Origin of the sequence: Stenotrophomonas sp. TWI1151 (genome assembly GCF_039673135.1) — a bacterium.
Classification (GTDB): domain Bacteria; phylum Pseudomonadota; class Gammaproteobacteria; order Xanthomonadales; family Xanthomonadaceae; genus Stenotrophomonas.
This window is the reverse complement of record NZ_JBDJLA010000007.1, coordinates 70,800-90,506: the sequence shown is the minus strand read 5'-3', so window position 1 is coordinate 90,506 and position 19,707 is coordinate 70,800. Positions and strand designations below refer to the sequence as shown.

The window sequence follows — 19,707 nt, the reverse complement described above, 5'->3', positions numbered from 1 at the left end:
GCGCTATCTGGTTTCCGTCGTCTGCAGCGCCGCCTTTTCAGCCTCGGTCAACGCGCGATGGCCGTAGCTCAGCACCCGGGTCATCTGCCATTGCCCGTCCTTGTGCTGCCAGACCATCACGAACTTCGCACTGCCTTCGCAGTGGCCGGTCGCCACCTCGCAGAAGCGGTGCTCGCCTTCCTCGATCGCGCCGAAGTTCTTGATCGGGTAGACCCTGAGCGTCCCTGGAACCCGTTCGCGGCGGACCTTGTGGCAAATGTACTTGCGCGTGTTGGAGACCACCGTGTCGCGATCGAAGCTGGCCCCGCCGCTGTCGTGATAGAACTCGACGGTCGGCGAAAAGTAGCGGGCAAAGGTCTCCAGGTCGCAGCGGTTGTACGCGTCGAAGACCTGGTCATCCAACGCGGTGATGGTGCGCGTGAGGGTGGCTGCCTCCACGGCCTCCTCGCCAGCGGACGCTGACAGGGGCGCGAGCATGCCGGCAGCCACGAGCAGGGCGGCGAAAGCGGTGGGGCAGTGTGTCATCGGGGGTGCCTGCTTCAATCGGACCAGAGCGGGCGCCAGGTTTCGCATGGGCCGGGGCGTCCTTCAAGTGTCATTCGGAACGATGACCTGTGGGCACGGCAGAAGGCACATGGCCCCGGCGTGTTACAGCGTGCTGGAATCCACCCGCTGGCGGCCAGCCTGGGTCAAATCGATGTCGCCGTCTTCCGCCTGGGCCGCGTAGCCGGCCTTGACCGCCCAGTTGGCGGCTTCATCGCTGACCGGACGCGTGGCGTTGATGTCGCGCAGGATCTGCCGCTGTTCGTCGGTCAGGTGCGTTGCCGCGCTCGTCCCGGTGCCGCCGCTCATGGCGCGCGGGCCTCGACGCTGACCACGCCCTGGGCCAGCCGCGCCCGCTTGGCGCGCCGATGGTTCACCCACCACACCAGCCCCGGCAGGCCGTACAGCAGTGCACCGGCGAGCAGAAAGATCTTGAAGGCGGCATTCATGGCGGTCTCTCTCCGTGCGGTATGGCGTTGGTGCGTCGTGATCGGCCCAAGGTGCGGTGGCGCGCACCGGATCCTGCAGCGGCCCCGGCCGCGACCCCAGCGCTAGTTCAGCGCAATCGCCGTGAAGGCGCTGTCCCTTCCTTCACTGTCGCACGTTCAGCCGGTGTGATCCCGGTGTTGCTGCAACCCGCCCGTTCAAGACGACGCATGCCACCGCCCGGCGAGGGATACCCCGAGCCGCCCGGCGCTCGTCGCCTGACCGTCATCACTTCGTCGTCTGGCGCCCTTACAACGGGAGCGACTGGCGACGCCAGGGGCGCTCAGTGAGATCGGCCCTCAAGTTCAGCGCGGTCCCGCCGATACCGGTGCGTCCTTCCGCCTGGAGTGCGTGATGTCGGTCGTCCCCCGTCGCCTGTCGTTGTTCGTCGCCCGTCTGGGCGATCGGTTCCGCTTCCGTCTCGCCCAGCCGACCCGGCTGGCCGCGCTCGGCCGCCTCAGCGTGGCACAGAAACTCAGGGCCAGCCTGCTGATCTGCGGCCTGGGCCTGTTTGCGGTCGCCGTCGTCTACGGCTGGACGCGCCATGATACCGAGCGTGCAGCCGAAACCTTCGCCGCGCACCAGCAGGAGGCCGCACTGGCGGCCACGCTGGCGACCGAGATCGCCGATGCGCGGCGCCTGCAGACACGGTATGCCAGCACCTTCGATGACAGCGATCGCGAGGCGTTGCAGGCCGCGCAGCAGCGCCTGCAGGCGACCCTGGGCCAGCTGCAGCGCGATCCCCACGATGCCGGTAGTGCCGGGGCGCTGCGCGAGCTGGCTGCCCGCGCGGGTGACTTCGCCGAGGGCATCAGCGCGTTGAATGCCCGGGTGGATGAGATGGGGCGCGGCGATGCTGGCCTGCGTGCGCAGTTGGAGGCGGTGGCTGCCACGCTGGAGGCCAGCGTCGAGGCCAGCGCGCGCCCGGTGGTGATCGCCCAGCTGCAGAAGATGCGGCGCGAGGAAAGCCTGCTGCTGCTCACCGGTGATGCGGCGCACACCGATCGTGCCAGCGAACAGAAGCTGCCGTTCGATCTGTCCCTGGCGCAGGCGCGCCTGGATGCAGAAACGCAGGAAGCGCTGCGAAGGCAGATGGAGGCGTATCAAGGGGCGCTGCTGGCCTACACCGCCGCCCGCATCGGGCTGGATGTGGAGGCGCAGTCACTGGCCGAGACCGCGGCCCAGATCGGGCCCGGGCTGCAGGCGCTGCAACAGGCGCAGACGCTGGCCTTGGCCGCGGCACGCGAGCGACAGGCGGCGCGGGCCAGCACCATGGGGGTCGTATTCGCGTTTACCCTGCTGCTGGTGGCGGTGGTGCTGATCGCCACCTTGCTGCTGGTGCTGCGCGCGGTCCGTCAACCGATCCGCGACACGCTGCGCTTTGCCGAGGACATCGCCGATGACCGGCTCGACACCGTGCTGACCATCCACAATCCGCACGATGAGATCGGCCAGCTGGCCGCGCGCCTGCGCCACATGCAGCAACGGCTGCGCGAGCGGATCGAGGCCGAGCGCGCCGTCGCGCGCGACAACACCCGCGCCCGCCAGGCGTTGGACAGTGCGCAGACCGGCGTGATGGTGCTCGACGGCGAGGGGCGGATCGGCTTCCTCAACCAGGCGCTGCTCACCGAACTGCAGCTCACGCACGCGGACTGGAGCGGCCAACCGGCGGCCGCCCTGCATCCGGCCTTCGCCAGCCTGTTGCCGAGGCTGCAGCGCGGCCAGCGTGCCAGCCGGGAGATCGAGCACGCAGGCGTCCGCTACCAGCTGGTGATCACCCTGATCGTGGAGCACGACCAGCTGCTGGGGGCGGCGGTGGAGTGGCGCAGCCGCGCGCTGGAAACCACCGTGGAGAACGAGGTGGCCGCGCTGGTCGATGCGGCCGCGCGGGGCGAACTGCATGGGCGGATCGCGGTCGAGGACAAGCAGGGCTTCGTAAAGACGCTGGCGCTGAGCATCAACCACCTGCTCGATACCTTCCAGAGCAACCTGTCCGGATTGCAGGGGCTGCTCTCGGCGTTGTCGCAGGGCGATCTGCGCGTACGCATGCAGGGCGATTTCCACGGTGTGTTCGCGCGCCTGCGTGACGATGCCAATGCCACGGTGATGCAGCTGACCGACATCGTCGCGCGCATCCAGCAGGCCTCGGTGGCGATCAACCATGCCGCCGGCGAGATCGTCGCCGGCAACCACGACCTCTCCGATCGCACCGAGCGCCAGGCGGCGCATCTGGAAGAAACCGCTTCCTCGATGGAGGAGCTCGCGGCCACGGTGCGGCAGAACGCGGATTCGGCGCAGCAGGCCAACCAGCTGGCGATACGTGCGGCCGAGGTTGCGGCCCGCGGCGGCGAATCGGTGGCGCAGGTGGTGACCACCATGGCCGATATCGCCCTGTCCTCGCGGCGGATCGGGGAGATCACCGGGGTGATCGACGGAATCGCGTTCCAGACCAACATCCTGGCCCTGAACGCCGCCGTGGAAGCGGCGCGGGCAGGCGAGCAGGGGCGCAGCTTCGCGGTGGTAGCCAGCGAAGTGCGTTTGCTGGCACAACGCAGTGCCGACGCCGCGCGCCAGATCAAGCAGCTGATCGAAGCCTCGGTCGAGCGCGTTGATGCGGGTACCCGGCAGGTCGACAGCGCAGGCGCGACCATGGGCGAGATCGTCGGCAGCGTGCAGCGGGTGACATCGATCATGGCCAGCATTTCGGCCGCGTCGCAGCAGCAGACCGCGGGCATCGAGCAGGTGAGCCAGACGTTGCTGCAGATGGATGGCAGCACCCAGCAGAATGCGGCGCTGGTGGAGGAGGCCTCGGCCTCGGCGCGCGCGCTGGATCGCCAGGCCTCCCTGCTGGGCGAGGCGGTGGATGCCTTCGTCATGACTGCACCGCCGTGCGCGCGCGTGCGGGCGACGGCTTGAGCCCGGCGTCAACACCGCACTCACGGGTCTTCACCGGCAGTGAGCCGGCGCTGTGGTTCGCTATTCTTCATCCATGAAGACCTCCACGCGCCGGCCGTCGCCCTCTACTGCCCCGGATACCTTCGTGCGCGTCCGGGGCGCACGCGAACACAACCTCAAGAACGTGGATGTCGACATCCCGCGCGATGCGCTGGTGGTGTTCTCCGGCATCTCCGGCTCGGGCAAATCCTCGCTGGCGTTCGGTACGCTGTATGCCGAAGCACAGCGGCGCTACCTGGAGTCGTTGTCGCCCTATGCGCGGCGGCTGATCGACCAGGTCGGCGTGCCGGATGTGGATGCGATCGAAGGGCTGCCACCGGCCGTGGCCCTGCAGCAGCAGCGCGGCACCGCCAGCGTGCGCTCCAGCGTCGGCAGCGTCACCACGCTGTCCAGCCTGCTGCGGATGCTGTATTCGCGCGCCGGTACCTATCCGGCCAGACAGCCGATGCTGTATGCCGAGGATTTCTCGCCGAATACGCCGCAGGGCGCCTGCCCGAACTGCCACGGCCTGGGCTACGTGTATGAGGTGACCGAGCAGTCCATGGTGCCCGATCCGTCGCTGAGCATCCGCGAGCGCGCCATCGCTGCGTGGCCGCCGGCATGGCACGGGCAGAACCAGCGCGACATTCTCGTCACGCTGGGCTACGACGTGGATGTTCCCTGGCGCGATCTACCGAAAAAGCAGCGCGACTGGATCCTGTTCACCGAGGAACAACCGGTGGTGCCGGTGTATGCCGGCTTCACCCCGGCCGAAACCCGCGCCGCCGTGCGTCGCAAGGAGGAGCCCAGTTACATGGGCACCTTCAGCGGAGCACGCCGTTACGTACTGCATACCTTTGCCACCACGCAGAGCGCGATGATGAAAAAGCGCGTGGCTCGCTACATGATCGGCGCCGAGTGTCCGGTCTGCGATGGCCGCCGGTTGAAGCGCGAAGCGCTGTCGGTAACGTTCGCCGGCATGGATATCGGCACGTTGTCGCGGCTGCCGCTCAGTGCCATGGCGCAGGCGTTGCGTCCGGCGGCGCAGGGGCATTTCGAGGTAGCGGCCGCAACCGCCACACGCAGCCGTAGCGCCGGTCGCCAGGCCACGGCCAAGCGGGTGGCCGCCGGTGGCAACGCGCATGCGGGTGGCAGCGATGTGCGCCGCACGCCGGATCTGTCGGAGGAGAAGCGCATCGCGGCCCAGCGCATCGCGCACGATCTGGTCGAACGGATCGGCACGCTGCAGTCGCTGGGGCTGGGCTATCTGTCGATGGACCGCGCGACCCCGACGCTGTCGCCGGGCGAACTGCAGCGCCTGCGCCTGGCGACACAGATCCGCTCGAGCCTGTTCGGCGTCGTGTACGTGCTCGATGAGCCCACCGCCGGCCTGCATCCGGCCGATGGCGAGGCCCTGTACGACGCACTGGCCCAGCTCAAGGCCGGCGGCAACACGCTGTTCGTGGTGGAGCATGATCTGGAGATGCTGCGCCGTGCGGACTGGCTGGTGGATGTCGGCCCCGGTGCGGGCCAGCACGGCGGCCAGGTGCTTTACAGCGGTCCGCCGGAGGGGCTGCGCGCGGTGGAGGCCTCGGTCACCGCGCCGTATCTGTTCCAGAGCGGTGCCGGCCCGCGCCGCACGCCGCGCGCGCCGTCCGGCTGGCTGGGCCTGCAGGGCGTTCACCGCAACAACCTGCATGGCGTGGATACACGTTTTCCGCTTGGGGCGTTCACGGCGGTGACCGGTGTCTCCGGCTCGGGCAAGTCGAGTCTGGTCAGCCAGGCGCTGGTCGAGCTGGTCGGCGAGCACCTGGGGCAGGAGCCGGTGATCGAAGAGCTCGACAGCGAGCTGCCGCAGCCCAGCCGCATCGAACGGACCCGTGGCCGGTTGAACGGGGCCAAGGCGATCAAGCGCCTGGTCAACGTCGACCAGAAGCCGATCGGGCGCACGCCGCGCTCCAACCTGGCCACGTATACGGGGCTGTTCGATCATGTGCGCCGTCTGTTCGCCGGCACGCGCGCGGCCAAGGCGCGCCGCTACACCGTCGGCCGCTTCTCCTTCAACGTCGCGGCAGGCCGCTGCGAAACCTGCGAGGGCGAGGGCTTCGTCCACGTCGAGTTGTTGTTCATGCCCAGCGTCTACGCGCCATGCCCCACCTGCCATGGGCAGCGCTACAACGCCAAGACCCTGGAGGTGCAATGGAACGGCCGCAACATCGCGCAGGTGCTGGCGATGACGGTGGAGGAGGCGTTGGCGTTCTTCGCCGACGAGCCGCCCGTGCAGCGGCCGCTGCAACTGCTGCGGGATATCGGCCTGGGCTATCTGCGTCTGGGCCAGCCGGCCACGGAATTGTCCGGTGGGGAGGCGCAGCGGATCAAGCTGGCCACCGAGCTGCAGCGCAGCCAGCACGGCAACAGCCTGTATGTGCTGGACGAGCCGACCACCGGCCTGCATCCGGCCGATGTGGACAAGCTGATGACGCAGCTGCACGGCCTGGTCGACGCCGGCAACACGGTGGTGGTGGTCGAGCACGACCTGCGTGTCGTCGCCGACGCGGACTGGGTGATCGATGTGGGGCCGGGCGCGGGCGAGGAGGGCGGCAGGATCGTCGCCGAAGGCACGCCGGCCCAGGTCAGTCGCGCCAGGCAGGGCGCCACCGCGCGCTATCTGCGCCGCTGGTTTCCCTGAGCGGCGCCGTGCACCTCAGTACACGTCGCGGCGGTAGCGTCCGTCGTCGAGCAGGGCATCCACGGCATCGTTGCCGAGCACCTTGCGCAGCACGGCATCGACGCCTTCGGCCATGCCGTGCAACGAGCCGCATACGTAGAGGCTGCCGCCCAGGTCCACCCACGCCCGCAGCGCCTCCGGTGCGGCGCGCAGGCGGTCCTGCACATAGCCGCCGCCGTCCGGATCGCGCGAGAACGCCAGGTCCACACGGCTGAGGTGACCCTGCGCCCGCCACGCCTCGATCTCCTCGCGGTACAGGAAATCGTGCGCGCGGGTGCGCTCGCCGAACACCAGCCAATGCCCGCGATCGCCCTGCGCGTCGGCTTCACGCAGCAGGCTGCGCAGACCCGCGATGCCGGTGCCGTTGCCGATCAGCAGCATCGGGGCGTGCTCGGGATGGCGATGGAAGCCGGTGTTGTGACGCACGCGGGCATGAATGTTGTCTGCCTCCCTCGCATGCACGCACAACCAGCCCGAGCCCAGTCCGTGGCGGCCGTCGGGCAGATCGGTCAGGCGGATCACCAACTGCACGGCACCATCGCCGGGCACCGAGGCGATCGAGTATTCGCGATGCGGCAGCGCAGGCAGTCGTGCCAGCCAGCGGGCAGCATCGGGTGCTGCAGCGGCGTCCACTGCCTCCGCTGTCTCAGGCAGCACACGCGCGGCAGCGGCCTCGACCAATGCCGTGATGCGTCCATCGACCGTCACCGGCGCCTGCGGATCCAGACCGCTGCGAGCCAGCACCGACAGCACATGCGCACGCGCGTGGCGCGGCGCCATCTCCAGGATGTCGCCGGCATGCCAGTGCGCGTGCGCCGGCGGCCGCAGGGACACCTGCCAGATCGCCCCGGCGGCGCTGCCCGGATTGAGCTGCGCGCGCGCATCCAACGCCCAGGGGTGCAGTTCAACCGGTGCCGGCAGCGGGGTGTGATCCTCCACCCCGGTCAGCACACCCAGCTGCTGCTGCCAGTTCGCCAGCGGCACGGCATCGGTGCGGTCCACCTCGATGCTGGCGAACAGTCGTTGCGCACCCTGCGCCACCAGCCAGCTGTCCACCTGTCGCGAGAAACCGCAGAAGCGTGGGTATTCGCGGTCGCCGAGCCCGAGCACGGCGTACGCCAGGCCCTGCAGCGAGGTGGACTGCGCCACTACCCGTCGCTCGAACGCACGCGCCGCATCCGGCGCTTCGCCATCGCCGAACGTACTGATGACGAACAAGGCCTTGTCCGTGTCCGCGAGCAACGCCGTATCCACTTGCGCGAGCGGCCGGACGTGCACCGGCAGGCCAGCCGCCTGCAACTGCGCCGCCGTACGCCAGGCCAGCTGTTCGGCAAAACCACTCTGGCTGGCAAACGCCACCAGCCACGGCTGCCCGGTGCCGACGGCCGCCGCGAGAGGCAGCCGTGAGGCACGCACCTCGCGCTTCTTGCGGCGGCGGTCCAGATACAGCATCCAGCCGGTGATGAAGAACACCAGCATGCCCAGGCTGGACAGCATCACGATGACCCGCCCCGGCAGCCCGAAGAAGCTGCCCGAGTGCAATGCGAACACACTGACGATGATCTTGCCGCCGGCATTCCTGGCGCGGTACGGCGCGTAGGCGAGCAGGGCACCGGTGGCCGGATCCAGCTGGACGATATCCTGCGCGCGGTCATGGGCGGCATCGCCGCCCTGCACGCGGCTGGTCAGCGGGCGGCCCGGTGTGGCCGGGAAGCGCAGATCGATGTAGCCGCGGCGCACACCCTCCAGGCCGTACAGCGTCGCCTGCACCTTGCCCAGATCCAGCGGGCCGCGGCTGGCGCGCCGCTCGCTTTGCTCTGCGTCTGCCCCGCCGAGCAGCGTGGTGGCGCCCTTGCGGTACCAGTCGAACGACCACCACAGCCCGGTCAGCGCGATCATCAGGTAGACCAGCAGGACCCAGGTGCCGACCACCGAGTGCAGGCTCCACAGGAAACTGCGCCCGTTGCGCGACCACTCCACCGCCAGCCAGGTGCGCCAGTGCCACCAGCGTCGCGGCCAGCGCAGATACAGGCCGGATAGACAGAAGAACACCAGCGCGATCGCGCAGCTGCCGGTGATCAGGCTGCCGCGTTCGCCACTGACCAGGTGGCGGTGCAGGTCTTCGACGAAGGCGAAGAAATCCAGCCCCTTCAGCTCGGTCAGCACGGTACCCGTGTACGGATCGAAGTAGCGCCAGTTCGCCTGGCCGCCGTCGAAACGCGCGACCGACAGGCGCTGCCCGGTGGCATCCACGCGCAGCCGCTGCAACGGCTGTGGCATGTCCTGCTGCAACCGCGGCAACAGCGCGGTGAGCGCCAGCGGCTGCTCGCCGGCCGCATGGCGTTGCACGACCTGCGCAAGCGCAGGATTGGCCGCGCGCATGATCTCGTCTTCAAAGGCCAGCGTGGCCCCGCTCAGGCCCATCACCGCCAGCACGGTGCCGGCAGTGATGCCCAACAGCCAGTGCAGCTGGAAAACAACGGTCTTCAACATGCGGGCGGTTCCGGCGGCAAGGCGAAGCAGGCCCGGCTGTAGATGAGAATGGATCTCGTCATTGTTGGGTGCAGGGCAGGGGCGGTCAATAGCCCAAGGCGGGCCAGCGCGGCATCCCGATCAAACCGTTACCGATCCCCCGTGCGTCAGTGCCGTGCCCAGGCCTCGATCTCACCGGCCGCAAACGGCCCCAGCTTCTGTTTCACGATGCGCCCCTGCGCATCCACCAGCACTGAATACGGCAGCAGGCCCCGTGCATTGCCCAGCCGCACGCTGGCGTCGGCTGGGCCGGGGGTATCGAGCACGATCGGGTAGGCGACCGGGATGCGGGTCAGGAAATCGCGCACGCCCTCGGGCGTATCCAGCGCCAGCCCGAGCACCTGCACGCCGGTCGCGCCCTGGGCATCGGCAAAGGCGGTCAGCGCGGGCATTTCCTCCACGCACGGGCCGCACCAGCTGGCCCAGACGTTGATCAGCAGCGGACGCCCGTGGAAGCTGGCCAGGTCCTGCGGTTCCCCTTGGAGGTCCGGCAGGGTGATCGCCGGCATCGGATCACCCGGTTGGGCGGCGACCACCACCGGCCGGGGCGGTGGCGGGGCCTTGGCCGGGCGCTCGTCATGCCCGGCGAACCAGACGCCGGCGCCGATCCCGAGCACGGCCGCGATCACGACCACCACGACCGTCCGGCGTGGTGGCCGCAGGCTCATCGCGCGGTCCGCAGCAGCGCTTCTTCCACCAGCGCCTGGGTCAGTACCGTCGGCAGCACTGTCGGCGGTGCGCCCGGGCCATAGACCACATACAGCGGCACACCGACGGCCTTGTGCTCATCCAGGAACGCGGTGATCTGCGGGTCGACATTGGTGTAGTCGCCGCGCATGTACACCGCGTTGGTCCGGCGCAGGGTGTCCTGGAACGCGTTGGTGCCCAGCACGGCGCGCTCGTTGGCCTTGCAGGTCACGCACCAGTCGGCCGTCATGTTGACGAACACGACGCGGTTGTCCTGGCGCAGCCGGTCCAGCATCTGCGGCGAGTACTCCACCACGTTGTCGCTGGCCGCCTGCGCGGCTTTGGCCGGCGGCGCCATGCGGGTCACGCCCCAGATCGGGTACAGCGCGCCGAGGACCAACAGCAGGGCCAACAGGCCGCCCACACGCTGACTGCGCCAGCGGCTGCGCTCGAACCACCACAGCGCCAGCGACAGGATCACCAGGCCACCCAGCACCAGCGCCATCGCGTCCACGCCGCGCTGCTTGCCCAGTACCCACAGCAGCCAGATCGCGGTGCCGTACATCGGGAAGGCCAGCACCAGCTTGAGCGTTTCCATCCACGCGCCGGGGCGCGGCAGGCGGCGGGCCAGCGAGGGCACGAAACCGATCAGCAGGAACGGCAGGGCCAGGCCCAGGCCGAGCGCCAGGAATACCAGCATCGCCTGCAGGCCGGGGGCAGCGAAGGCGTAGGCCAGGGCCGGGCCCATGAACGGGGCCACGCACGGGCTGGCCACTACGCAGGCGAGCACGCCGGTGAAGAAATCGCCGACCGGGCCGCTGCGCGAGGCCAGCGACTGGCCGACACCGCCCATGCTGCCGCCCAGGGTGAACACACCCGACAGGCTCAGGCCAACGGCGAACATCAGATACACCAACGCGGCGATGAACCACGGGTGCTGCAGCTGGAAGCCCCAGCCCGCGGCCTGGCCCGCCGCACGCAGCGCGATCACCAGTGCACCGATGGCGGCGAAGGCGACCAGCACGCCGGCGGTGTACCAGAGCGCATGGCTGCGCGCGCGCTGACGGCTCTCGCCGCTCTGCGCCACGCCCAGCACCTTCAGCGACAGGATCGGCAGCACGCAGGGCATCAGATTGAGGATCAGGCCACCGGCCACGGCGAACAGCAGCAGCACCAGCAGGTTGCCCGGCGCGGCGGCCGGGGCGACCGGCGGCGGGGTGCGCTGCGCGTTGTCGGCGCTGGCATCCGGGGTGGCGGCGGTGTCGCCCGGCACGGCCAGCGCGGGTTCGTTCGGGCGGATCAGCATCGGCTGGCTGCCGGTGCCGGCATCACCGCGGGCCTGTGCCCGTTTATCGCGATTGGGCAGGGGCGCGATGACCTCGGTCTTCTGCGCGACCTCATCGGCCTTGGCATTGATCGTGCCGGCCGGCAGCGCCAACTTCACCCGGCGCGTCATCGGCGGGTAGCAGATGCCATCGGTCTGGCAGCCCTGGAAGGTGATCACCAGCGTGGCATCGGTGGCGTTGGCCGTGCTGCGGCGCAGTGGCAGCGGCACGTCGATCTGGTCGAAATACACCGCCACATCGCCGAAATGCTCATCGCGATGCGACTTGGCGGCCGGCCACGTCGGCTTGTCCGCGCGGATGCCCGGCGCGCCTTCCAGTGCCAGCGAAGTGCGGTCGCGATACAGGTAGTAACCGGGTGCCGGGGTGAAACGCAGCAGCACGGTGTTGCCATCGCCGACGATCGCATCGAAGCCGAAGGCGCGCTCGGACGGCAGCGGCAGCGCCTGGGTGCTGCTGGTGCCGGGCAGGCGCAGGCCACTGCCGGTGTTGCCGGCCAACGGGGTGTTGAACGGGGACGCGGCAGCGCTGGCGGCGGCCGGGGCGGTGCCAGCGCCGCTGCCACCGGCCGGCAGCTTCACCTGCAGCGTGCGCTTCTGCGGCGGGTAGCACACGCCGGCATCGGCGCAGCCCTGGTAACGCACTTCCAGCGTCACGGTGTCGGTGCCGTCGGCAGCCTTGCCCGGCAGCACGCCGGTCAGGCGTTCGCGGTAGGTCTCCACCTCGCCGAAGAAATCGTCGTGATGCTTCTTGCCGGCTGGCAGCTGCAACGCCTCGGCGTCGAAACCGGCATCGGCCTTGACCGTGGTGCGGTGGCGATACAGGTAATAGCCCGGGGCGATCTTCCAGCTGATCTCCACGCGATCGCGGTCACGCGCCTGCGCAGTCAGCCCGAAGGCTTCATCGACCGGGAGCAGGTCCTTTTCGCTGACCGCCCAGACCGGCAGGGAGACCACGAGCAACGCGCACAGCGCGGCAACACGACGAAACAGCGTCATCAATCACTTTCCTCACGGGTCTGCGCCCGAATCCAATCCAGGTACGCCGGTAGGCCGGCGCGGGTTTCGACCGCGATGCACTCGGGGAGTTCATACGGATGCAGGGCCTGCACGCGCGCGATCGCGGCGTCCAGGCGGCTGCCGGTGGTCTTGATCAGCAACTGGACCTCGTGGTCCTCGGTGACCTCGCCCTGCCAGCGGTAGGTCGAATGCGCCCCGTCCAGGCGCGTCACGCAGGCTGCCAGGCGTTCGTCCACCAGCGCGTGTGCCAGCCGCGTGGCGCAGGCCACGTCGGGGCAGGTGGTGAACAGCAGGAAGACGGGATCGGCAATCGACATGACCGCCGAGTATAGGACCGCCAGAGGTCAATGGTCCGACCGGCGCCGCGAGGGGGCGCCGGTCGGCCGGGCTCAGTTGGCCAGCTGGCAGGTGGTCGGCTTGGCCGAGGTGAACAGCGTCGGGGTGGCCCACTCCGGGTGGTCGATGAACGGATTGCGGTTGCCCTGGAAACTGAAGATCACCTCGTTGCGAGCGCGTTCTGCCGCGTCCGGCGGGTCGGACAGGTGCCAGTCGATCAGGGTCGAGAGCAGGCCCATGTAAGCCGGCGAGGCCGACGTTTTGACGATCCTGCTGCGGTCGTCGGTCAACTCCAGGTCCGGCTCGGACTGCCCGGTTTTGGCATCTTTACCGCCTTCATAACGGATCGCCATGTACATCACCGCACGCGCCATATCGCCCTTGCGGTGGCCCCACACTTCGAACGAGCCGCCATTGCCATCCGGCGTGCGCACCCAGTTGGAGGTGCCCGGGTAGCCGCCGCTGCCGCCGCCGAAACCATTGTTGGCCTCGGTCGCGCGTTCACCGCAGTTGCTGTCGCATTTGGCAAACGGCTTGTTGCCGCGGTCCGCATTCCACTGCGCATCGGTCAGGTACAGCATGTGGGTGTCGGTATACGGCGCGTACGGCAGGCCCTTGTCGCCGGTGGTGCTGGCAAAGCCCAGCGAGTTGGGCCAGGTGTGCTCGCGGTTGTAGGTCAGCCCGCTGCCGGTGCCTGCGCGCCCGCTGACCTTGGTGTAGCTGCGGTTGCGGTAGGCATCGAGGATCTTGCCGCTGTTGTTGGGATCTTCGTCGGCGATTTCCAGGATGGTCCAGGTGCTGGTGCCCGAGCCGCTGTAGGGGTAGGCGGTGTGCCCCTTGATGGTCTCGTGCAGCGAGCAGCGCAACTGGCTGGGGGTGGAGGTGTTGACCCGGGCGTAGTACTCGCCGGGCGTGCCGGGGTTGCCCGGATCGGGCGTGGTGGCGGTGGCCACGGTAAAGGCGATGCGGGTATCGGCGGCCGGGCGGGCGCCCTGGGCATCCTTCACGCGGGTGGCGCGGATGTCGAAGCGGCAGGCTTCACCGGCCACCAGCGCGGTGTTGGTGGCCAGGGTGAAGCGGGTACCGGTGGTCGGGTGGCTCAGGACGACCGTGCCGGACTGGCCGCAGCTCAGCGCGAAGGCACCGCTGGCGAGGGTGACCGGCTCACTGAAGGTGACGCTCAGGTCGGCGGCGGCCGGGAAGGTGCTGGCGCCCTGCTCGGGGGTGGTGGCGGTGACCGAGGGCGCGGTATTCGGGCCGGTCGGGCCGCCGCCGCTGAAGGTCTGGCCGTGGTTGCAGGCGCCGAAGCTCTGTGGGGCCGATTCGGCCCAGGTGAAATGCGCGTACTGGCTGCCGGTGCCGGTCAGCTGCAGGGAGGTGCCCGGGGCGGTGCTGTTGGTCTCGCTGACCGGGAGGTTCTGGCTGGTCAGGCCCGCCGCAGGACCCCCGGCGGCGGTGATGGTGCCCTCGTAGCTGAGGAACTGGACCACCTTGCCACTGGGATCGACCAGGGCGATGCCGTCGTTGGGACCGTTCTGGATCCCGTTGGTCGGGTAGCTGACCGTGGCCAGCCGGGCGCTGCCGCAGCTGGCGGTGCCGGCCGGGACCGCGTTGCTGGCGTAGACCGCGGCGGCCGAAGGGTTGCTGCCGTTGTAGAGATAGAGCCGGTAGCCGGACAGGTCTTCACCGGCGGTGGCGACCACTTCGATCGCCTCGCCGACGTCTCCGGCCGGGGTGCTGTCGTCGTAATGCAGTTCATTGATGAATACATCGGCCCGGGCCGGGCTGGTGGCCAGCACCAGCAGGCAGGCCAGGGACAGCGGCGTCAGCAACCTCATCTACGGCTCCTTGTGATTGGTCAGTGCCGCTCGAATCTACGCAATCCAGATGACACATCGATTGGTCTGTCGGATTCGACCTTTCGCATTGAGAACTGCGTCAAACATTCACGCGTGGGCCCGGATCGACAAAAAAAACCGGTCGCCTGCCCTTGAAAGGGATGGGGCCAGCACCATCTCTGCTCTGTCCCGCACCGTCGGGTTTTTTCGTGAGCGTGGCTGGCAGTCGCCCTGTGCGAGTGCTAACATCGCCAGACTTTTCTAGACCAATCAACAACTTAAAAGGGTCTCACATGAGCATCAAGCCGCTTCATGACCGCGTCGTAGTCAAGCCGATCGAAGCCGACGAAATCTCGTCCGGCGGCATCGTGATTCCGGATTCCGCCAAGGAAAAGTCGACCAAGGGTGAAGTCGTGGCCGTCGGCCCGGGCAAGCCCCTGGACAACGGCAGCGTGCGCGCGCCGTCGCTGAAGGTCGGTGACAAGGTCATCTACGGCCAGTACGCCGGCAGCAGCTACAAGTCCGAAGGCGTCGAGTTCAAGGTCCTGCGCGAAGACGACATCCTCGCCATCGTCGGCTGAGTGATGCGGCCGGCCCCGTGCCGGCGCTTCCGCACTTCCTCCCGTTCAAGCAGCCGGGCATGGCCCGGCTCTACATAAAAAGGTAATCGCAATGGCTGCCAAAGATATTCGTTTCGGTGAAGACGCCCGCGCCCGCATGGTTCGCGGCGTCAACGTTCTCGCCAATGCCGTCAAGGCTACCCTGGGCCCGAAGGGCCGCAACGTCGTGCTCGAAAAGAGCTTCGGCGCGCCGACCATCACCAAGGACGGCGTCTCCGTCGCCAAGGAAATCGAACTGGCTGACAAGTTCGAGAACATGGGCGCGCAGATGGTGAAGGAAGTCGCGTCGCGCACCAACGATGACGCCGGCGACGGCACCACCACCGCCACCGTGCTGGCCCAGGCCCTGATCCGCGAAGGCGCCAAGGCCGTTGCTGCCGGCATGAACCCGATGGACCTCAAGCGCGGTATCGACAAGGCCGTGATCGCCGCCGTCGCCGAGCTGAAGAACATCTCCAAGCCGACCGCTGACGACAAGGCCATTGCCCAGGTCGGCACGATCTCGGCCAACTCGGACGAGTCGATCGGCAACATCATCGCCGAAGCGATGCGCCGCGTGACCAAGGAAGGCGTCATCACCGTTGAAGAAGGCTCGGGCCTGGACAACGAGCTGGACGTCGTCGAAGGCATGCAGTTCGACCGTGGCTACCTGTCCCCGTACTTCATCAACAACCAGCAGTCGCAGACCGCTGACCTGGATGATCCGTACGTGCTGCTGCACGACAAGAAGATCTCCAACGTGCGCGACCTGCTGCCCGTGCTGGAAGGCGTCGCCAAGGCCGGCAAGCCGCTGCTGATCATCGCCGAAGACATCGAAGGCGAAGCGCTGGCCACCCTGGTGGTCAACACCATCCGTGGCATCGTCAAGGTCGTGGCCGTCAAGGCACCGGGCTTCGGTGATCGTCGCAAGGCGATGCTGGAAGACATGGCCGTGCTGACCGGCGGCACCGTGATCTCCGAGGAAATTGGTCTGTCGCTGGAAAAGGCGACGATCAAGGACCTGGGCCGCGCCAAGAAGGTGCAGGTCTCCAAGGAAAACACCACGATCATCGATGGCGCCGGCGAGAAGGCCAACATCGAAGCGCGTGTCACCCAGATCAAGACCCAGATCGAAGACACCTCCTCGGATTACGACCGCGAGAAGCTGCAGGAACGCGTGGCCAAGCTGGCCGGCGGCGTTGCCGTGATCAAGGTCGGTGCCTCGACCGAAATCGAAATGAAGGAAAAGAAGGATCGCGTCGACGACGCCCTGCACGCGACCCGTGCAGCCGTTGAAGAAGGCGTGGTCCCGGGCGGCGGCGTTGCCCTGGTCCGTGCGGTCACCGCGCTGAGCGGCCTGAAGGGTGCCAACGAAGACCAGAACCACGGCATCCAGATCGCCCTGCGCGCGATGGAAGCCCCGCTGCGCGAAATCGTGGCCAATGCTGGCGAAGAGCCGTCCGTGATCGTCAACAAGGTCAAGGAAGGCACCGGCAGCTTCGGCTACAACGCCGCCACCGGCGAGTTCGGCGACATGCTGGAATTCGGCATCCTGGACCCGACCAAGGTCACCCGTTCGGCGCTGCAGAACGCTGCCTCGATCGCTGGCCTGATGATCACCACCGAAGCGATGGTTGCCGAAGCCCCGAAGAAGGATGACGGCGCTGGCGCAGCTGGCGGCGGCATGGGCGGTATGGGTGGCATGGGCGGCATGGACTTCTGATGTAGATGCCGGCCATCGGTCGGCACGCATCGGAGCGGTAGGTACCCACCGTTGGTCGGTACCCGCCATGCGCCAACGCAGTACGAAAAACCCCGCCGGAAGGCGGGGTTTTTTTGTGCGCGCATCCCGGGCTCACAGCGCGCTGGTCGGCGCCTGGATCTCATCCTCCAGCCAGCGCAGGAATGCCGCGATGGCCGGGTTCTCCTCGGCGCCGGGCAGGGTGACGGCGTAGTACGCAAACCGCGTCGGCCACGGCTGATCCAGTACGACGGCCAGCCGCCCGCTGGCGACTTCGGATTCCACATACAGGTCACGCACCAGCGCGATGCCCTGGCCCGCTTCTGCGGCGCGGATCAGCAACACGTCATCATCGAACGCCGGGCCACGTTCGATGCGCGGATCGGATGGCAGGCCGAGCGCGCGGAACCACAGCGACCAGTCACTGCGGTCTGAATCCTGCAGCAGCGGGTACTGCAGGCAGTCCACCGCCGAGTGGATGGGTGGACCGTCGGCGAGCAGTGCCGGGCAGGCCACCGGCAACAGCACCGGCGCCGCCAGCGGGCGTGAGACCAGGCCGGGATACTCGCCGAGACCGTGGCGGATGGCGATGTCGATGCGATCGCGACGCAGATTCGCCAGCGCCGATGAGGCCTCCACACGCACTTCGATCGCCGGGTGGCGTTCGGTGAACCGGCCCAGCCGTGGCACCAGCCAGGAGGCGGCGAAGCTGGGCACGGTGCTGAGGGTGAGGGTCTGCCGCGCGTGGATGGCGTCCAGCGTGGCCATGCTGTCCTGGATCTGATCGAACGCGCGCAGCAGGGCAGGGTGCACCTGTGTGCCGGCCGGGGTCAGTGCGACCCCGTGAGGGGTGCGGGTGAACAGCACAACGCCGGTGCGCGCCTGCAGCAGTTTGAGCTGCTGGCTGATCGCCCCCGGGGTGACCCCCATGACCGCAGCAGCGGCCTTGAGGCTGCCATGACGACCGGTTTCGACGAAGGCGCGCAGTGCGAGCAGGGGAAGGACGGCGCCCATGACCTTAGATTTTCTCTCTTGGTAGTGCAGGAAGAATCGTTCTACAGAGCGCGTTGGCCTGCGTAGCATCGTGATCATGTTGAATCGATGTCGTTTAGTCCAGCTGCATTGATCCAGCCCTGCTGCGCGAACCCCGCCCGCTGTTCCGCCTGCCAAGGAGACCGCTGTGTCCCCCGTTTCGCTGCACCTGTACACCGACAGCTCGCCCAACGGCTTCAAGATCACCATCGCGCTGGAAGAACTCGGCCTCCCTTACGTACTGCATCACGTGCGCATCGACGAAGGTGAGCACCGCCATCCCGATTTCCTGCAACGGCATCCGCATGGCCGCATTCCGGTGCTGGTCGACGAGGCGACGGGTATCACCGTGTTCGAATCCGCCGCCATCCTGCTGTATCTGGCCGAGCAGAGCGGACGGCTGTTGCCCGACGCGCCACGCGCGCGCTGGGAGGCCATCACCTGGTTGATGTTCCACTCGGCCAGCGTCGGGCCGATCCTGGGGCAGCGCGTGCACTTCGAGATGTTCGCCGACGCGCCCTACGCACCCGCCATCGAACGCTACCGGCGCCTGAGCGCCGAGTTCTTCGCCACCCTGGACCAGCGCCTCACAGGCCGCTCATGGCTGGCAGGCGAGGCGTACTCCATCGCCGATATCGCCGGCTATGGCTGGACCCATATCGCCCGGCTCATCGGCTTCGATTTCAGCGCCTACCCGCACCTGAGTGCGTGGCACGCGCGCATGTCGCAGCGGCCCGCCGTACAGCGTGGGGTGCTGCTCCCCGAACCGGCCACCGGCCCCTGACCCAGGAGCGACCACGATGACCCTGTTGACTGATATCACCCCGATGCAGGCGCCACTGACCGGCGCATCCGCACCGACGTTCGCCCGCCATGCCGGTTACCAGCGCATGTTCCGCGAGGGGGCGCTGACGCTGGGTGTGTTCCTGCCCCTGCGCTTCTATCAAGGCGACATGCAGGTGCTGGCCGGGCAGGCGGATCTGGTGAGCCAGCTCGACCGTGACGGCTTCGCTGCGGCCTGGGTGCGCGATGTGCCGCTGTTCGATCCGCTGTTCGGCGATGCCGGGCAGGTGTTCGATCCGTTTACCTATCTGGCCTTCCTGGCGGCATCCACGAAGCGGCTGGCGCTGGCCACGGGCAGTGCGATCTTCTCGCTGCGCCACCCGATCGATCTGGCCAAGTCGGCCACCACCATCGACCAGCTGTCCGGTGGGCGCCTGGTGCTGGGCATCGCCTCCGGCGATCGTCCGGTCGAGTTCCCCGCGTACGGTCTGGAGCATGCCGACCGCGGCCACCGCTTCGCCGATTCGGTGCTGTACGTCAGGCAGCTGATGCAGCACGGTCCCTTGCATATCGACTCGCCACTGGGCGCGCTGCAGGGCGTAGAGCTGTTGCCCAAGCCGGTGGCCGGGGCGATTCCCCTGCTGGTGACCGGCACCTCGCGCCAGACACTGGACTGGGTCGGGCAGCATGCCGATGGCTGGCTGACCTATCCCGAGGCAACCCATCACGCGGGCGGACCGCAGCGCCTGGCCGACAAGATCCAGGCATGGCGCCGTCTCATCCCCGACGGTGGCTTCCGCCCGCATGTCACCAACGAATGGCTGGATCTGGTCGAGGACCCGAACCATCCCCGCACGCCGCTCAATGGCGGCTACACGCTGAGAACCGGCCGCAACGGATTGATCGATCTGCTGGGCGAGTGGCAGCGTGCCGGCGTGAACCATGCTGCGCTGGGCATCCAGTTCTCGCAGCGCCCGGCGGCCGAGGTGCTGCAGGAAGTGGCCGAGTACGTACTGCCGTTGTTTCCTTCGCATGACGGGGCGCTGCCGGCCGGCACGCGCTGGTAGGCATGCCCTCCGCTCCGCCATGTGGGGCGGCGCGGCATG

Annotated in this window: 15 protein-coding genes; 6 read left to right on the top strand and 9 right to left on the bottom strand. The window is 68.1% G+C overall.

Features of this window, described 5'->3' with window-relative positions:
• Window positions 1-3: 3 nt before the first annotated feature.
• The 3 genes from ABE422_RS10445 to ABE422_RS10435 form a co-directional block, all read right to left on the bottom strand.
• Window positions 4-573 (bottom strand): nuclear transport factor 2 family protein, encoded by a 570-nt coding sequence (locus ABE422_RS10445; protein WP_346482931.1) that lies wholly within the window; start codon window positions 571-573, stop codon window positions 4-6.
• A gap of 75 nt (window positions 574-648) precedes the next feature.
• Window positions 649-852 (bottom strand): hypothetical protein, encoded by a 204-nt coding sequence (locus ABE422_RS10440; RefSeq protein ID WP_313209021.1) that lies wholly within the window; start codon window positions 850-852, stop codon window positions 649-651.
• Window positions 849-992 carry a hypothetical protein gene (locus ABE422_RS10435; protein ID WP_179459899.1) on the bottom strand — a complete coding sequence of 48 codons (144 nt, stop codon included), beginning with the start codon at window positions 990-992 and terminating at the stop codon, window positions 849-851. Before ABE422_RS10435 ends, ABE422_RS10440 begins: the two co-directional genes overlap by 4 nt.
• 391 nt (window positions 993-1,383) lie before the next feature.
• On the opposite strand from ABE422_RS10435, the gene ABE422_RS10430 reads away from it, so the two are divergent.
• Both ABE422_RS10430 and ABE422_RS10425 read left to right on the top strand, forming a co-directional pair.
• Entirely contained in the window at window positions 1,384-3,945 is a 2,562-nt protein-coding gene (locus ABE422_RS10430) for a methyl-accepting chemotaxis protein (RefSeq protein WP_346482930.1), read from the top strand.
• 73 nt (window positions 3,946-4,018) lie between these two features.
• On the top strand, window positions 4,019-6,652 hold the full coding sequence (locus ABE422_RS10425; RefSeq protein WP_346482929.1) for an excinuclease ABC subunit UvrA: 2,634 nt from the start codon (window positions 4,019-4,021) through the stop codon (window positions 6,650-6,652).
• A gap of 15 nt (window positions 6,653-6,667) precedes the next feature.
• Here ABE422_RS10425 and ABE422_RS10420 read toward each other — a convergent pair whose 3' ends face one another.
• The 5 genes from ABE422_RS10420 to ABE422_RS10400 all read right to left on the bottom strand — a co-directional run bounded on the left by ABE422_RS10420 (window position 6,668) and on the right by ABE422_RS10400 (window position 14,446).
• Entirely contained in the window at window positions 6,668-9,184 is a 2,517-nt protein-coding gene (locus ABE422_RS10420) for a sulfite reductase flavoprotein subunit alpha (RefSeq protein ID WP_346482928.1), read from the bottom strand.
• Window positions 9,185-9,330: 146 nt separating this feature from the next.
• Complete coding sequence (locus tag ABE422_RS10415; RefSeq protein ID WP_346482927.1) at window positions 9,331-9,891, bottom strand: TlpA disulfide reductase family protein; 561 nt, start codon at window positions 9,889-9,891, stop codon at window positions 9,331-9,333.
• Window positions 9,888-12,251, bottom strand: a complete 2,364-nt coding sequence (locus tag ABE422_RS10410) for a protein-disulfide reductase DsbD (protein WP_346482926.1) — start codon at window positions 12,249-12,251, stop codon at window positions 9,888-9,890. Before ABE422_RS10410 ends, ABE422_RS10415 begins: the two co-directional genes overlap by 4 nt.
• Window positions 12,251-12,589: a divalent-cation tolerance protein CutA gene (gene cutA, locus ABE422_RS10405; protein ID WP_019183549.1), complete on the bottom strand. Its 339-nt coding sequence runs from the start codon at window positions 12,587-12,589 to the stop codon at window positions 12,251-12,253. The genes ABE422_RS10410 and cutA overlap by 1 nt, the downstream gene beginning before the upstream one ends.
• A 72-nt stretch (window positions 12,590-12,661) precedes the next feature.
• Window positions 12,662-14,446, bottom strand: coding sequence for an endonuclease (locus ABE422_RS10400; RefSeq protein ID WP_346482925.1), 1,785 nt, complete (start codon window positions 14,444-14,446; stop codon window positions 12,662-12,664).
• Between the two features lie 293 nt (window positions 14,447-14,739).
• Between ABE422_RS10400 and ABE422_RS10395 the strand changes: the two genes are divergently transcribed.
• Both ABE422_RS10395 and groL read left to right on the top strand, forming a co-directional pair.
• Window positions 14,740-15,027: a co-chaperone GroES gene (locus ABE422_RS10395; protein ID WP_019183551.1), complete on the top strand. Its 288-nt coding sequence runs from the start codon at window positions 14,740-14,742 to the stop codon at window positions 15,025-15,027.
• Between the two features lie 91 nt (window positions 15,028-15,118).
• A complete protein-coding gene (groL, locus tag ABE422_RS10390; protein ID WP_019183552.1) occupies window positions 15,119-16,768 on the top strand; it encodes a chaperonin GroEL in 1,650 nt (549 codons plus the stop codon).
• Window positions 16,769-16,900: 132 nt separating this feature from the next.
• Here groL and ABE422_RS10385 read toward each other — a convergent pair whose 3' ends face one another.
• Complete coding sequence (locus ABE422_RS10385; protein WP_313209028.1) at window positions 16,901-17,800, bottom strand: LysR substrate-binding domain-containing protein; 900 nt, start codon at window positions 17,798-17,800, stop codon at window positions 16,901-16,903.
• A gap of 166 nt (window positions 17,801-17,966) precedes the next feature.
• Between ABE422_RS10385 and ABE422_RS10380 the strand changes: the two genes are divergently transcribed.
• Window positions 17,967-18,602 carry a glutathione S-transferase family protein gene (locus ABE422_RS10380; protein WP_346462949.1) on the top strand — a complete coding sequence of 212 codons (636 nt, stop codon included), beginning with the start codon at window positions 17,967-17,969 and terminating at the stop codon, window positions 18,600-18,602.
• Between the two features lie 16 nt (window positions 18,603-18,618).
• Window positions 18,619-19,668: an LLM class oxidoreductase gene (locus ABE422_RS10375; RefSeq protein ID WP_346482924.1), complete on the top strand. Its 1,050-nt coding sequence runs from the start codon at window positions 18,619-18,621 to the stop codon at window positions 19,666-19,668.
• Window positions 19,669-19,707 lie beyond the last annotated feature (39 nt).